Annotated in this window: 11 protein-coding genes; 7 read left to right on the top strand and 4 right to left on the bottom strand. The window is 64.0% G+C overall.

Annotated features, from left to right (window positions below):
* Positions 1–72 precede the first annotated feature (72 nt).
* From PPGU16_RS08285 to PPGU16_RS08270, 4 genes are all read left to right on the top strand, one after another.
* Positions 73–1,308 carry a cytochrome P450 gene (locus tag PPGU16_RS08285; protein ID WP_180722487.1) on the top strand — a complete coding sequence of 412 codons (1,236 nt, stop codon included), beginning with the start codon at positions 73–75 and terminating at the stop codon, positions 1,306–1,308.
* 201 nt (positions 1,309–1,509) lie between these two features.
* Positions 1,510–2,496 (top strand): non-homologous end joining protein Ku, encoded by a 987-nt coding sequence (gene ku, locus PPGU16_RS08280; protein ID WP_180722486.1) that lies wholly within the window; start codon positions 1,510–1,512, stop codon positions 2,494–2,496.
* Between the two features lie 52 nt (positions 2,497–2,548).
* The gene (ligD, locus tag PPGU16_RS08275) at positions 2,549–5,407 is read left to right on the top strand and encodes a DNA ligase D (protein ID WP_180722485.1); all 2,859 of its coding nucleotides are present in this window, start codon (positions 2,549–2,551) and stop codon (positions 5,405–5,407) included.
* Positions 5,408–5,477: 70 nt separating this feature from the next.
* Positions 5,478–5,789 (top strand): hypothetical protein, encoded by a 312-nt coding sequence (locus PPGU16_RS08270; protein WP_180722484.1) that lies wholly within the window; start codon positions 5,478–5,480, stop codon positions 5,787–5,789.
* A gap of 43 nt (positions 5,790–5,832) precedes the next feature.
* On the opposite strand, the gene PPGU16_RS08265 is transcribed toward PPGU16_RS08270, so the two are convergent.
* Positions 5,833–6,789, bottom strand: a complete 957-nt coding sequence (locus PPGU16_RS08265) for a LysR family transcriptional regulator (protein WP_180722483.1) — start codon at positions 6,787–6,789, stop codon at positions 5,833–5,835.
* A 164-nt stretch (positions 6,790–6,953) separates the two neighbouring features.
* On the opposite strand from PPGU16_RS08265, the gene PPGU16_RS08260 reads away from it, so the two are divergent.
* Positions 6,954–7,970, top strand: coding sequence for a zinc-binding alcohol dehydrogenase family protein (locus PPGU16_RS08260; protein ID WP_180722482.1), 1,017 nt, complete (start codon positions 6,954–6,956; stop codon positions 7,968–7,970).
* Between the two features lie 1,076 nt (positions 7,971–9,046).
* Positions 9,047–9,613 (top strand): DUF6013 family protein, encoded by a 567-nt coding sequence (locus tag PPGU16_RS08255; RefSeq protein ID WP_180722481.1) that lies wholly within the window; start codon positions 9,047–9,049, stop codon positions 9,611–9,613.
* 104 nt (positions 9,614–9,717) lie between these two features.
* Here the strand turns inward: PPGU16_RS08255 and PPGU16_RS08250 are convergent, their stop codons facing one another.
* On the bottom strand, positions 9,718–10,521 hold the full coding sequence (locus PPGU16_RS08250) for an ABC transporter permease (RefSeq protein WP_180722480.1): 804 nt from the start codon (positions 10,519–10,521) through the stop codon (positions 9,718–9,720).
* Positions 10,518–11,243: an ABC transporter ATP-binding protein gene (locus PPGU16_RS08245; protein WP_180722479.1), complete on the bottom strand. Its 726-nt coding sequence runs from the start codon at positions 11,241–11,243 to the stop codon at positions 10,518–10,520. Before PPGU16_RS08245 ends, PPGU16_RS08250 begins: the two co-directional genes overlap by 4 nt.
* 121 nt (positions 11,244–11,364) lie before the next feature.
* Between PPGU16_RS08245 and PPGU16_RS08240 the strand changes: the two genes are divergently transcribed.
* On the top strand, positions 11,365–13,818 hold the full coding sequence (locus PPGU16_RS08240; protein ID WP_180722478.1) for an AsmA family protein: 2,454 nt from the start codon (positions 11,365–11,367) through the stop codon (positions 13,816–13,818).
* A gap of 109 nt (positions 13,819–13,927) precedes the next feature.
* On the opposite strand, the gene PPGU16_RS08235 is transcribed toward PPGU16_RS08240, so the two are convergent.
* Positions 13,928–14,425: a hypothetical protein gene (locus tag PPGU16_RS08235; RefSeq protein ID WP_007750376.1), complete on the bottom strand. Its 498-nt coding sequence runs from the start codon at positions 14,423–14,425 to the stop codon at positions 13,928–13,930.
* Positions 14,426–14,684 lie beyond the last annotated feature (259 nt).

Raw genomic sequence — 14,684 nt, 5'->3', positions numbered from 1 at the left:
ATCGGCATGGTTCATACTGACGGCTCGAAACGTTCAGCCGCGCTCGCGGCGAAGATCAAAAAGGAGACGCCCATGCACCCGTCCAACGCGACGTCGAACGATGCCGACATCGCCCGCCAGTTCGATTTGCGACACCTCGACGCGTCGTTCCACGCGGACCCGTATCCCGTCTATCACGCGTTGCGCACGCACGAGCCCGTCAAGCGCATGCCGGACGGCTCGCTTTTTCTCACGCGCTATCGCGACGTGCAGGCCGTCTATCGCGATCCGAAGACGTTCAGTTCCGACAAGAAAGTCGAGTTCGCGCCGAAATACGGCGCGACGCCGCTTTTCGAGCATCACACGACGAGCCTCGTCTTCAACGATCCGCCGCTGCATACGCGGGTGCGCAAGCTGATTGCAGGCGCGCTGACGGCGCGTGCGATTGCCGCGATGGAGGACGGGCTGGTGCTCCTCGTCGACGGCCTGCTCGATCGCGCGACGGAGCGCGGAGAAATCGATCTGATCGGCGACTTCGCGGCGGCGATTCCCGTCGAGGTGATCGGCAATCTGCTCGACGTGCCGCACGACGAACGCGAGCCGTTGCGCGACTGGTCGCTCGCGATTCTCGGCGCGCTCGAACCTTCGCTGACGCCTGCGCAACACGAGCGAGGCAACCGCGCGGTAACGGAGTTCGTCGCGTATCTGAAGGATCTCGTCGCGCGACGCCGCGCGGCGCCCGGCGATCCGCAACACGACGTGCTCACGCGCCTGATCCAGGGCGAGGCAAATGGCGAGCAGTTGTCCGAAGTCGAGCTGCTGCAAAACTGCATCTTCATCCTGAACGCCGGTCACGAAACGACGACCAATCTGATCGGCAACGGCCTCGTCACGCTGAGCGAGTGGCCGGACGAACGCAAAGCGTTGCTGCGCGAGCCAGCGTTGATCGACAGCGCCGTCGAAGAATGCCTGCGCTTCGAGAGTTCGAATCAGCTCGGCAACCGGATGACGATGCTCGATACGGAAATCGGCGGCGTGCCGGTGGCGGCGGGCACACCCGTCACGCTGTGCATCGGCGCGGCGAACCGCGATCCCGAGCAGTTTGCGCAGCCGGACCGCTTCGACATCCGCCGCATGCCGAACCGGCATCTCGCGTTCGGCTTCGGCATTCATCAATGCGCGGGATTGTCGCTTGCGCGCCTCGAGGCGCGCATCGCCATTGGACGCTTCGTGCGGCGCTTTCCTTCATACCGGATCAGCGGCGAGCCGACGCGCGGCGGGCGCGTGCGTTTTCGCGGATACGCGGCCGTGCCGTGCGCAGTCGGGTGAATTCGGCGCACCCTAAGCGCAGACTCGAAGCGGTGTTCCGGCATCCGTAGCTTTTTCCGCCTCCGAGGCAAGACTTACAGCGGGATGGCGGCGCGCTGCTGCGACCGTCCCGCATGAACATGGCGGGGCGTGCGAAGCGGCCAGCGTGGGCGCTGGGCACGCTTGCTGCTTCGAAAGGAGTTCAACTCCCGGGAGCGCGCGATGGCTCATATGATCTGGAAAGGCGCGATCAGCTTCGGTCTCGTCCATGTGCCGGTGCAACTGTATCCAGCGACCAAGTCCGAAAAAGTCGGCTTCAACCTGCTCGACAAGCGCTCGATCGATCCCATCGGCTATCGGCAGATCAATAAGCGCACGGGCAAGGAAGTGACGCGCGACAACATCGTGCGCGGCTTCGAGTACGAGAAAGACCGATATGTCGTGATGACCGACGAGGAAATTCGCGCGGCCAATCCCGAGTCGACGCAGACCGTCGATATTCTCGCGTTCGTCGACGCGCCCGACATCCCGTTTCTCTATCTCGACACGCCGTACTACCTCACACCCGATCGCAAGGGCGAGAAGGTGTACGCGTTGTTGCGCGACGCGATGAAGGCGACGGGCAAGATCGGCGTCGCAAATGTCGTCATGCACAACAAGCAGCATCTGGCCGCGCTGATTCCTGTCGGGCCGATGCTCGCGCTGAATACGCTGCGCTGGGCCTCGGAAGTGCGTCCATTCGACGAGTTCAAGGTGCCCGACGAAAGTGCGAAGAAGACGGGCGTGACCGCGCGCGAACTCGACATGGCGAAAAAGCTGATCGCCGACATGAGCGACACATGGGACCCGTCCCAATACAAGGACACGTTCCGCGACGACATCCTCGCGCTGGTCGACAAGAAGGTGCAGGCCGGTAAGACGGAAGAAGTGATGGATATCGACACGCCTCGCGAGGCACGCCGGTCGGCGGACATTCTCGACCTGTCCGATCTGCTCAAGCGTAGCCTCGGACGCGGCGGCAAAGGCAAGGGCGCCACGCGCGCAGCGGCCAGCGAGGACGCGGACGACGAGGAAGCGGCACCCGCGAAACGACGCGCGCCAGCGAAGAAAGCGACCCGCCGCGCGACCGGGGCCACTGCGAAGACAGGCTCCGGGACAACTGCGCGCAAGAGCACGGGCACGGCCGCGCGCAAGCGCCGCGCGGCCTGAGCACGGTTCGCGCCGCTGACCAGGCCCACGCAACGCACAGCGCACATCGACCATGGCCGACAAGCTCGAAACCTATCAGCGCAAGCGCCGCTTCGATGACACGCCGGAGCCGTCGGGTGTCGCGGCACGCGCGAAGCGTTCGAAGACTGCCATGCGCAAGACCGCGAAACAGGACAGCTTGTCGTTCGTGATCCAGGAACACGACGCGCGAAACCTCCATTACGACTTCCGTCTCGAACTCGATGGCACGCTCAAGTCCTGGGCAGTGCCGAAAGGGCCGAGCCTCGATCCGTCCGTCAAGCGGCTGGCCGTGCGTGTCGAAGATCATCCGCTCGATTACGGTTCGTTCGAAGGCACGATTCCCGAAGGCAACTACGGCGCGGGGTCGGTCATCGTGTGGGATCGCGGCACGTGGGAACCGACGGGCGGCGAAGCAGGCGCGCGCGACGCGTACAAGGCCGGCAAGCTCAAGTTTCACCTGAACGGCGAGAAACTGCACGGCGGCTGGACACTCGTGCGTAGCCACATGCGCGGCAGCGGCGACAAGGAACAGTGGCTGCTCATCAAGGAACGCGACGAAGACGCGCGCAGCGAAGCCGATTTCGACGTGCTCGAACAGTTGCAGGGCAGCGTGCTGTCGGATGCGCCGGGCGCGCGCGGCGGCGCGAATGGCAAAAGCGGCTCCGGCAAAGCCGCTGCAGGCAAGTCGACGAGTAAAGAGGAGCGTGCAAACGCATCGATCAAGGCGACGAAGGCCGCCGCATCGCGCAAGGCGAAAGGCGTGCGCAGCGACCGCCCCGACATCGTCGCGACTCGCAATGCCGAATCGCTGCGCGAACTGGCCAGTCATCCGTCGATAGAAGGCGCGGTGAAGGCGAAGCTTCCCGCCGCGCTGAAGCCGCACCTGGCGATGCTCGTCGACAGCGCGCCCACGGGCGACGATTGGGTCTACGAAATCAAGTTCGACGGCTATCGCGTGCTGGCGCGCATCGATCACGCGTCGAAAGACGCCGTGCAGATTTTTACGCGCGCAGGCAACGACTGGACCGCGAAGTTCAGCAAGCAGGTCAAGGCTGTTGCGCGCATCGGACTGGACAACGCGTGGCTCGACGGTGAGGCCGTCGTGCTCGATAGCAATGGCGTGCCGAGCTTCCAGGCGCTACAAAACGCGTTCGATGCAAACCGGCCGCAGGACATCACGCTGTACCTGTTCGACCTGCCGTATCTGAACGGCTACGACTTGCGCGGCGTGCCGCTCGAACAGCGTCGCGCGATCCTGCATGCGGTGCTCGAAACGGTCGACGACGACACGCTGCGCTTTTCCGAGGACTTCGGCTTCGACGCCGACCAGTTGCTGAAAAGCGCCTGCGACATGCAGCTCGAAGGCATCATCGGCAAACGGCGCGACAGCTATTACGTGTCGGGCCGCTCGCCTGCATGGATCAAGCTCAAGTGCAGGCGCCGCCAGGAATTCGTGATCGGCGGCTATTCGGAACCGGCGGGCAGCCGCCAGGCATTCGGCGCGCTGCTGCTCGGCGTCTACGACACGAAGGGCAAGCTGCAATACGCGGGGCGCGTCGGCACGGGTTTCGACGCGGCCAGACTGCGTTCGATCAAGAAGGAACTCGATGCGCGGGAGACGACCTGGATGCCCTTCGCGAGCGAGCCGAGCGAACGAAGCCGCACGCCCGTGCATTGGGTGAAGCCGGAACTCGTCGCCGAATGCAATTTTGCGGAATGGACGAGCGACGGCGTCGTGCGACAAGCGTCGTTCGTCGGTTTGCGCAGCGACAAGCCTGCAAAGCAGATCGTCCACGAAGCGCCAGGCAAAGGAGCCGACGTGCAACAGATCACGGAAGAGATGAACGCCGCTCAGGCGAAGACATCGACGGCGAAAAAGCGCGCGTCGAAAGCGGCGGATGCCGAGCCGACGCCTGCGACGAAACGTGCGAAGGCGAGCGGCGTGGAATCGGGAGGCAAGACGGCGACGAAGTCCGCCAGCAAGACAGCGACCGCGACGGTTGCCGGCGTGCGCATTTCGCATCCGGACCGCGTGATCGACAAAAGCACCGGCACCCGCAAGATCGAGCTTGCCGAGTATTACGCGTCGGTCGCGTCATGGATGCTGCCGTTTCTGAAGGACCGGCCGGTCGCGCTCGTGCGCGCGCCGGAGGATATCGGCGGCGAGCTGTTCTTCCAGAAACACAGCCAGAAGCTCGCGATTCCGAACATCACGCAGCATCCGGGGCTGGACCCGGACCATCCGCCGCTGCTGACCATCGAAAGCGAAGCGGCGCTGGTGGGCGCCGCGCAGATGGGCACGATCGAGCTGCACACATGGAACGCGGTGGCCGCGAACATCGAGAAGCCCGACCGCATGGTGTTCGATCTCGACCCGGACCCCGCGCTCGGCTGGAAGCGGATGATCGAAGCGGCGCAGCTTACACGCGAATTGCTCCAGGAACTCGGCCTCGTGTCGTTTTGCAAGACGAGCGGCGGCAAAGGGTTCCATGTCGTCGTGCCGATTGCGAAGCAACTGGGTTGGGACGACGTAAAAGCGTTTACGCAAGCCGTCGCGCAGCATATGGCGACGGCGCTGCCGAAGCACTTTGCCGCGAAGATGGGCGCGCAGAATCGCAAGGGCAAGATTTTTGTCGACTACCTGCGCAACAACCGTGGGTCGAGCACCGTCTGCGCCTATTCGCCGCGCGCGCGGCCGGGGCTGGGCGTGTCGGTGCCGATCGCATGGGATGAAGTGCCCGGCACGACGGCGGGCGATCAATGGAATATCGCGAACCTGCAAGAGCGGCTAGACGCGCTGAAAAGCGACCCGTGGGCCGACTATGCAAAGACGAAACAGCGCATCACGGCTGCCATGCGGCGCAGGCTGAATATGGCCGATCACGATTGAGCGCTGCTTCCACGCAGCGGCAACGCACGAGACGCATCAGCGTCATCGCGTGCACATCAGGGAGAGAATCATGAAGACATCGCCACAACATGCGACGGGCGACGAGCACGAAAAGCAGGCCACGCGTCCCGAAGGCAACGATCAATCCAACGTACCGAAGCGCCCGTTTCACGAACAGGCCGCGCCATTGCCGCATGAATCGGATCAGAGCGCGGACTCGCAGCAGGAACATGAGCCACGCGGCGTCGGCAAGCAGGCGCATCGCGATCTCGAACGCGGGCTCGAAGACACCGACCGGCGCGGCGGCGATGACTATCAGGAACGCACACAGAACGACGCGCAGGCCAACGAAAACTCCACCGAACCAGGCAAGCGCCGCTGACCCGCAAGCCGATGCGCGCGCAACGGGCACACGTTAGCGCGCTTCAGCTCGCCGCGCGGTCCAGTTCGTTGTCCCAGTAGGGCGGGTCGCCGAAATGCGCGGCGAGGAAGTCGATGAACGCGACCGTTTTCGGCGGTACGAACGCGCGCGACGGATAGACCGCCCAGATCGCGACGGTTTCCCCAAGTGGATACGAATCGAGCACCGTCACGAGTTCGCCGCTGCGCAGATGCGGCGCGACATCCCAGGTCGATTTCAACGCGATGCCGAATCCCGCCAGCAACGCATCGCGGATCACTTCGCCGTTATCAGTCGCGAGACGCCCGCCGACGCGTACCGTCAACGGTCCCGCTGGCGTGACGAACGACCAGTCGCGCTGATCGGAGAGGATCACGCATTCATGCTGCGCGAGATCCGACGGATGATGCGGCGTGCCATGCGCGGCCAGATACGATGGCGCGCAGCAGATCACGCGACGGTTCGCCGCGAGCCGCCGCGCGATGAGCGTCGAATCTTTCAGCGCGCCCAGCCGGATGCCGACGTCGACGCCGGCATCGACGAGATCGACGATCTTGTCGGTGAGCCGCAGATCGACGCTCACACCCGGATAGCGGCGCAGAAACTGCGTAATCACGGGCGACACATGCTGCCGTCCGAACGACGACGGCATCGACACGCGCAGCCGCCCCTGCGGCTCGGCCTGGCCACGCCCAACCGACGCACGCGCGGCGGCCGCCGCGTCGAGCAGCGTTTCGGCGCGGGTCATGAAGACTTCGCCTTCCTGCGTGAGGCTGACGCGGCGCGTGGTCCGGTGCAGCAGGCGCGCACCCAGCAGCCGTTCGAGACTGGCGATGCGCGCGCTCGCGACGGCGGGCGACAGCCCGAATTCGCGTCCCGCCGCCGACACGTTGGCGAGCAAAGCGGCGCGCACGAACAGCGCGACGTCGAGCAGATCGAGTCGCTCGCGTTCATCGGTCGACGCCTGGGGGATCGGATCCATGGATTATTCGGAAATTCCAGAAGATGTTTCAGTCATTATGTTGGTTTTCGCAGCGTAAAGAATTTTCTACAGTGGAGTCAATGCGATCGGCGCGGTGCTTCGAATGAATTGCCCGCCGTTGCCTTCGAATCTCTGGAAAACCGTCACAGAATCAAGGAGCCGTCATGAAAGCTATTGGCCTGACCCGTTATCTGCCCATCAATAACCCCGAGTCGCTCATCGATATCGAACTCGACAAACCGAAACCCAGCGGCCACGACATTCTCGTGAAGGTCGAGGCGATTTCCGTGAACCCGGTGGATACCAAGGTGCGCGCACCGAAGGACACGGTCGAGAAGACGCCGCGCGTGCTCGGCTGGGACGCAGCGGGCACGGTCGAGGCCGTCGGGCCGGACGTGACGCTATTCAAGGTGGGTGATCCCGTGTTCTATGCGGGCAGCATCACGCGACCGGGCGCGAACAGCGAGTTTCATCTGGTCGATGAGCGCATTGTCGGCCGCAAGCCGGCGACGCTCGATTTCACGCATGCGGCCGCGTTGCCGCTGACGGCGATCACCGCGTGGGAAGCGTTGTTCGACCGGCTTGGCGTGTCGCCGCAGGGCGCGGATGCGGGCAAGTCGGTGCTGATCGTTGGCGGCGCGGGTGGGGTTGGCTCGATTGGCATTCAGCTCGCGAAGCAACTGGCGAAGCTGACGGTGATTGCGACGGCGTCGCGGCCGGAATCGGCGAAATGGGCAAAGGAGCTGGGCGCGGATCATATCGTCGATCATTTTGGCGATATGCCTGCGCAGTTGAAGGAGATCGGATTTGAGCAGGTCGATTATGTGTTGATGTTCAACGACACCGATCGGCATTTTCCGGCTGCCGCTGCTGTGATCAAGCCGCAGGGCGGGATTGCGACGATCGTCGAGAATGCGCGGCCTGTTCCCGTCGAGTTGCTGAAGGCGAAGAGCGCCGCGTTTCATTGGGAGTTCATGTTCACGCGGTCGATGTTCGGGACGCCCGATATGATCGAGCAGCATAAGCTTCTGACTGAAGTGGCGCGGCTGATCGATGCGGGTACGTTGCGGACGACGGTGGGTGAGGATCTTGGCAAGATCAATGCGGGGAATTTGCGGCGCGCGCATCAGTTGCTGGAGGAGGGGCGGGCGATTGGGAAGTTGGTGTTGACCGGGTTTTAGGGTTTTTTTCTGCCTGCGATGTCGCGGGGGATTGCGCCTTTTGCGGCGCGGGCGTTGATGTTTGGTGTTTTGGTTTTTTGGGTTTTTCGTTGGTTTCTGCGGTTTGCCTTTGCGCTGGCATCCGCGTTTTGTTAGCGTGCTTCACGCGTTGCCCCTGTGCGGGGCGGCACCTACTTTTCTTTGCCGCCGCAAAGAAAAGTAGGCAAAAGAAAGCGGCTCACACCGCCAATCCTTGTTCTTATCCACGGGCCCCCAACGTCCCCACGCTTCACACGGCAGTGCCCTGGTTGGTGCTTGTCGCCAGCGCTTTGAATGAACGCCTCACCCGCTTCGAATACCCGTACCTGGGCCACCGGCAGCGAACGGTCTGCGCCGTCCAGGTGGCAAACTGTGTGTAGGTTGTCGCGTCGTATAGCCTGGCGCTCTTACAGGGTGGAACGCGTGCGCTATCGGTCCGGAGTGAGGCGTGCGGAGCACCAGGGGCCTACACACAGTTTGCCACCTGGGCGGCGGTGGACTGTCTGGCACGGCATGCGGTAATGCGGGCGCGCGAAGCGGGTGAGGCATACAGAGAGAACGTTGGCAACGGACCCGAACCAGGGCGTTGCCGTGTGAAGCGTAAGACCCTGTGAGGGCCCTCAGGCAAACACAAGGATTGGCGGTGTGAGCCGCTTTCTTTTGCCTACTTTTCTTTGCGGCGGCAAAGAAAAGTAGGTGCCGCCCCGCACAGGGGCAACGCTTGCAAACCAATAACATCACGCGGATGCCAGCGCAAACTGCCAGCGCAAACTACCAGCGCAAACCAAAGCAAACCGCACCGCGAAGGCACCAACGCAAACACCAAATACCAGCGCAAAAGCGAGACGACACCGACAACGCATGCGCAGCCAAACACCCCCGCCGCGCGCAGCGCAAAAAACAACGCCAACCCCCGGGTTAATCCCAGCCCAAACCCAACTCCACGCCAACCACTTGGCGTTAGACTTCCCGTGCAACATGCAAAAAAACCGCCGCGCGCGGCCAGCGCGATCGCACCTGCATGGCGCCGCGCGGCAGCACAACAACGAGGTGACAGTATGAGCATCAGCTTCAAACTTCCCGCCGTTTCTGTTGTCGCTTCTATCGCATGCACAACGCTTGCGCTCGCCGCATTGCCGGCACCCGCGCACGCGGCGACACCCATCACCGTGACCTCGCAGGCGCCGACCGACGGTCCCATCCGCTATACGGTCAAGGTCACGTCGAAACAGTTCGGCAACTCGCAGGAAACGCGCACCATCCGCTCCGGCGAATCGGACGACTTCACGTGGAAAACCGTGCCGCCCGGCGGCCCCGTTGCAGCCGATGGCGACTGCCCAGACCTGTCGTCGCTGCCGCTCGACACGAACGGCGCCATGATCCGGCAGACGCAGATCCGGTTCGCGCCTGTCGTCGCCAAAGACGGCACCGCGACCGTGCAGATGAACTTCCAGGCGCAGACGCCGAAGGGCACGAAGGCCGTGTCGAACAACGGCAAGTCGCTGAAGTGCCCGAACTACACGAGCGTCAGTCAGGTGCTGCGCTTCACCATGCCGACCAATGGCAGCACGAAGACGCTGACACTCAGCGATGGCTCACAGGTAGCCGTGTCGGCCAAACGTTGACGCAAGCATCCCGGCATCTGAGCCGGTTATCGCAAGCCGTGCACATCGACTGAATTGCATGCGGCGTGCATGCATCGATTGCGGCGCGCGCCTCGCGCCGCACGTCAGCGTTTCGAACGCCGTTCGATAAGCCGCGATGCCAGAAACCGGTGCTCCGGCGAAAACAGTCGCCGGTACGTGAGCAGCACGGCGCCCACGGTCCCCAGCGCCGACGATGCCGCGATCAGAAACATGATCACGATCTGATAGCGCACGGCCTGCAGCGGCGATTGCCCGGCGAGCACCTGGCCCGTCATCATCCCCGGCAGACTCACGACGCCGACCACGGCCATCTGATTGAGCGTCGGAATCATGCCGGCGCGCACCGCCTGACGCGCCGGTCCCTGCGCAGCTTCCCAGCGCGTCGCGCCGAGCGCGAGCGCCATGTCGACGCGGTCGCGGCGCGCCGTCAGTTCCTCCGTCATCCGTTCGATACCCAGCGACACGCCCGTCAGCGTATTGCCGAGAATCATCCCGAGAATCGGAATCGCATATTGCGGCTCGTACCACGGTCGAATCCGGATCACGGCAAACAGTCCCACGGCTGCCACGAGCCACGCGCTCGCCCAGATCGACAGGATGCTGTCGACGCGCTGCCCGGCATACGTGCGCGAGCCGCGTCCCGCGCCCGCAAAGCCCGCGATCAGCGTCATCGCGATCATCAGCGGCAGCACCACATACCAGCGGGAGTACGCGAACACCCACGCCAGCACATAGCCGATCGCGAGCAGCTGGACGACGGTGCGCACGGCCGCCCACGCGAGCTTGCGTTCGAGATCGAGCTTGAGCAGAACGGAGACCGCGCCGTTCACCACGATCAGCAGCGCCGCGAGCGCGACGTCCCAGAGGCTGAGGTTCTGCAAGGTCATCGCGGCGTCTCTCCGGTGTGCGCGGACGTATCCGGCAGAGTGGACTGCGCATCGTCGAGCACGCCGGCGCGCATCGTCAGATGACGGTTGCTCACGCGCGCCGCTTGCGCCGGATCGTGCGATACCCATAGCCATGCGCGCACCTGCGGCGCGGCATCGAACCACGCGCGCACCAGGCCTTCGATCGCCAGCGCGGATTCGGGATCGAGCGATGCCGTCGGTTCGTCGAGCAGCAGCACGTCCGGCGCGAGCTGCAGGACGCGGATCAACGCAGCGATCTGCGCTTCGCCGCCCGACAGTTCGCTCGCAAAACGCTCGAGAAAATCGCTCGCGCGTCCTGCCTGCGACGCGAGTGCGGCCGCCTGCGCGCGATCGAAACGCACATCGCGATACGCACGCAGCGTGTACGGATAACGCAGATTGTCTTCGACGGTGCCGTCGAGCAGCGCGGGCCGCTGACGGATATACGCGACGTGGCGCCGGTAGCGCGGGATCGCCGCGCGCGCGATGCGCCTGCCGCGCCACAGCACCTGGCCGCTATCGAGTGGATCGAGCAGCGCGAGCGCGCGCATGAACACGCTTTTGCCCGACCCGGAGGGGCCCGTGATCGCAATCCGCTCGCCCGCACGGATGGCGATGCTGGTGGCGTGCAGCAGTGTCTGGCCGCGCGTCGCGTCGCGCCGCACGAGGTCTTGCGCGTGGACGAGGGGCGCGTCCGTCATGTGAGTGTCGTGGGGCATGGCATATTGGAATGTGTCGCAGCGCATCATCATAACGAAGCGCGCACGCGGGCACAGCACGTGCTGCGCAGACGAATGACGCTGGTAATTTCTCGGAGCCCCCATGGCTGTGCTGCATTCGACTGGCATATCCGTCGGCAAGACAATCGGCAAGACCTTTGCATGGCTGTTCGCGGTGCTGGTGATCCTGATCGTCGCGCTGGCGGTCTTTGTTCTGACGTTCGACTGGAACCGCGCGCGGCCCTATGTGAACGACAAGGTCAGTGAGGCAATCGGCCGGCCGTTCGCGATCGAAGGCGATCTGAAGGTGGGCTGGCGCCATCCCATCGGCGAAACGGGCTGGCGCTCGTGGGTGCCGTGGCCGCGCTTCTCGGCGCAAAACATCACGATCGCCAATCCCGACTGGACTAAACAGAAGCACTTCGCGACGCTCGACGAAATCGACTTTCAGGTGAAGGTGCTGCCGCTGCTCGCGCATGACATCGTGATCCCGGCAATCAATGTGGTGAATCCATCCGTCGATCTCGAACGGCTCCTTGACGGACGCAACAACTGGACGTTCAAGCTGAAGTCGTCGGCGGGACCGTCGGAATGGAAGCTCGATCTGCACGACATCCAGCTGAACAAAGGCAATATCGCGCTTTCTGATCAGCAGAAAAAAATCGACATGCAGGCTGTCGTCGATACGCTCGGCCAGCCCATCCCGATCGGCGAAGCGATGAAGCAGCAGGAAGAGGCGTCGCGCAGGTCGTCGGCGGAAGTGGTCGGCAAGCAGGGCGCAAAGCAGTTGACCGCGCAAGCGAAGGCGGCCGCTGCATCCGAGGCGTCAGGCGCGTCGGCGGTGGCGCCTGCCGTGCCTGTTGCATCGGGCGCGTCCGCGCCGGCGGCGACGGCCGGCGTGGGCGCTTCGGCGTCCGTGGCCGCGTCCGGCACGCCCGCGAGCGCCGCAGGCATCGCCGTCGCGCAGGGTACGAACGCGCCGCAATATGGAATCGGTTGGACCGTGAAGGGCACCTACAACCGCTCGCCGATATCGGGCAGCGGCAAGCTCGGTGGCGTGCTCGCATTGCAGGACACTGCGCGACCGTTCCCTGTGCAGGCCGACGTGAAAGCGGGCGATCTGCGCATCGCACTGGTCGGCACCGTCACGGATCCCGCGCATCTGGCCGCCGTCGATCTGCGCCTGTGGCTGCAGGGCACGAGTCTCGATCATCTGTATGACCTGACGGGCATCACGCTGCCCGAGACGCCGCCGTACGCGACGGAAGGCCATCTGATCGGTAATTTCAAGCCGGGCGCCAGCGTGTTCCGCTATGAAAATTTTACAGGCCGCGTGGGCGGCAGCGATGTGAACGGCACGGTCATCTACACCCAGCGCGCGACGCGTCCGCTGCTCGAAGGCACGCTTGTCTCGAATCTGTTGCAGTTCAAGGACCTGGCGCCGATCATCGGCGCGGACAGCAACGCGAGCAAGGCGAAGCGCGGCGACACCGCGCGCCAGCCATCCGACAAGGCGCTGCCGACCGAAGAGTTCAAGACCGACCGCTGGAAGGCAATCGACGCGAACGTGAAATTCACGGGGCGCCGCATCATCAAGGACCCGACGCTGCCTATCACCGATCTGTACACGCACGTCGTGATGACGGACGGCGTGCTGTCGTTCGAGCCGCTCAAGTTCGGCGTCGCGGGCGGCTCACTCGCATCGAACATTCATCTCGACGGCAGCGCGACACCGCTCAAAGGCCGTGTCTCGACAGAAGCGCGTCACCTGAAGCTCAAGCAGTTGATGCCGACCGCGAAGACCATGCAAAACGCGCTCGGCGAAGTCAACGGCGATGCCGCGCTGTCGGCGACGGGCAATTCGCCCGCGGCGCTCGCAGCTTCGTCGAACGGCGAAGTGAAGCTGCTCGTCACCGATGGCGCCGTGAGCCGCTTGCTGATGGAAGCGGCCGGGCTGAACGTGGCGAACGTCGTCTATGAAAAGCTGTTCGGCAATCGCGACGTGCAGATCAATTGCGCGGCGGGCGACTTCGTCGTGACGGACGGCGTGCTCGATTCACGCGTGTTCGCGCTCGACACGCAGGACGCCGTGATCAACGTGGACGGCACGGTGAACCTGAAGAACGAGTCGATGGACCTCGGCGTGCATCCGCATACGAAGGGCTTCCGCATCTTCTCGCTGCGCTCGCCGCTCTATGTGAAGGGCACGTTCAAGGACCCGCACGTCGGCGTGAATGCGGCGGCGCTCGCGGTGCGCGGCGGCGCGATGGTCGGGCTCGGTCTGATCAATCCGTTCGCCGCGCTGATTCCCCTGATCGCGCCGAGCAACAACAAGCCCCTACCGTGTCAGCAACTGATGGCGGCAATGGAGGCGCAGCATCCGACGGCGCCGCCGCCGGGACAGCGCGAAAAGGCCAAGGCCGTGGCGCTGCCGCCGGGGACGCCGGGTGCGTCGGCCGTCTCGCCGTCGACAGCACCGTCGAAGCAGCCTGCAAAGCCGAACAACGGCGCGACACTGCCGGGGCCCGCAAACGCGGCCGAATACAAAGGAAGTTGAGCGCGGGCGGGGATGTATTGCCCGCAATGATTGACCCGCAAAAAACGCCACGGCCGCGAAGCTTCGCGGCCGTGTTTTTGTGTGAATTGCTACGGATACCTGGCGGGATTCAACGTAGCGAGCGCGGTGTTGCGTCGCCCGCTGCATCCTGACGACGCACGCCGCGCCGCGTACTGGCGGCCGTGCGCGTCGCGCCGAACTCGGGCAGGATGCGCGCTCTCGCGCGGCTCGCGAACACGAGAAAACCGAAACCGTCGGCCTCGTACCAGTAACCGCCGTTCTCCAGTCCGTCTAGCGGCTGCTCGAGCGCATTTGCGATGGATTCGATGCAGCGCCGCCGCAACTCGGCGACGGCGGGATAGGGCGGATGCGCGCCGCGCACGCTGCATAGCAGGACGTCGAGTCCCGGCAGCACATGCGCGTAGAGCACCGGCTCATCTTGCGCGCGGGCGCGCGCAATCTTGGTGTCGAGCTGACCGAAGGGCTTGAAGTGTCGCAGCACGGCGAGGAACGACTCATCGCCGTCCACCTTCGCGCGCCTGCGCTTTTTCGGGAAGGACATAAAAACTCGCCTGAAAAAGAATTGCAAGAAACGCAGCGTCCTCATGCGACCACTCCCGGCTTCGCGCGCCGCACGTCGATCTTTTATAGCATACGAAAATGCCGGATACACGGTGATTCGTCTGTCTCACTCCATCGTTCCGTGCGAACCAGGCCGAATCGCGTCGCCGTGCGCTTTCGCATCCCCTGTGCATCTGGTCTCAATAATAGACTCACCCGCGCTGCGCGTGTTTCCGACACCTTAAAAAAAGACATTTTTATGTGCGCCAAGCCCTGCTCGGCGCGCATTGAAATATCCGTTCGGC

It is taken from the genome of Paraburkholderia largidicola (genome assembly GCF_013426895.1).
Lineage (GTDB): Bacteria > Pseudomonadota > Gammaproteobacteria > Burkholderiales > Burkholderiaceae > Paraburkholderia > Paraburkholderia largidicola.
The sequence above is the reverse complement of the archived record's forward strand: the minus strand, read 5'-3'. Positions and strand labels throughout refer to the sequence as shown.

What these genes read in the sequence shown, in the direction of transcription:
- PPGU16_RS08285 (WP_180722487.1), top strand. Translation starts at nt 73, where the DNA reads ATGCACCCGTCCAACGCGACGTCGAACGATGCCGACATCGCCCGCCAG.
- ku (WP_180722486.1), top strand. Translation starts at nt 1,510, where the DNA reads ATGGCTCATATGATCTGGAAAGGCGCGATCAGCTTCGGTCTCGTCCAT.
- ligD (WP_180722485.1), top strand. Translation starts at nt 2,549, where the DNA reads ATGGCCGACAAGCTCGAAACCTATCAGCGCAAGCGCCGCTTCGATGAC.
- PPGU16_RS08270 (WP_180722484.1), top strand. Translation starts at nt 5,478, where the DNA reads ATGAAGACATCGCCACAACATGCGACGGGCGACGAGCACGAAAAGCAG.
- PPGU16_RS08265 (WP_180722483.1), bottom strand. Translation starts at nt 6,789, where the DNA reads ATGGATCCGATCCCCCAGGCGTCGACCGATGAACGCGAGCGACTCGAT.
- PPGU16_RS08260 (WP_180722482.1), top strand. Translation starts at nt 6,954, where the DNA reads ATGAAAGCTATTGGCCTGACCCGTTATCTGCCCATCAATAACCCCGAG.
- PPGU16_RS08255 (WP_180722481.1), top strand. Translation starts at nt 9,047, where the DNA reads ATGAGCATCAGCTTCAAACTTCCCGCCGTTTCTGTTGTCGCTTCTATC.
- PPGU16_RS08250 (WP_180722480.1), bottom strand. Translation starts at nt 10,521, where the DNA reads ATGACCTTGCAGAACCTCAGCCTCTGGGACGTCGCGCTCGCGGCGCTG.
- PPGU16_RS08245 (WP_180722479.1), bottom strand. Translation starts at nt 11,243, where the DNA reads ATGACGGACGCGCCCCTCGTCCACGCGCAAGACCTCGTGCGGCGCGAC.
- PPGU16_RS08240 (WP_180722478.1), top strand. Translation starts at nt 11,365, where the DNA reads ATGGCTGTGCTGCATTCGACTGGCATATCCGTCGGCAAGACAATCGGC.
- PPGU16_RS08235 (WP_007750376.1), bottom strand. Translation starts at nt 14,425, where the DNA reads ATGAGGACGCTGCGTTTCTTGCAATTCTTTTTCAGGCGAGTTTTTATG.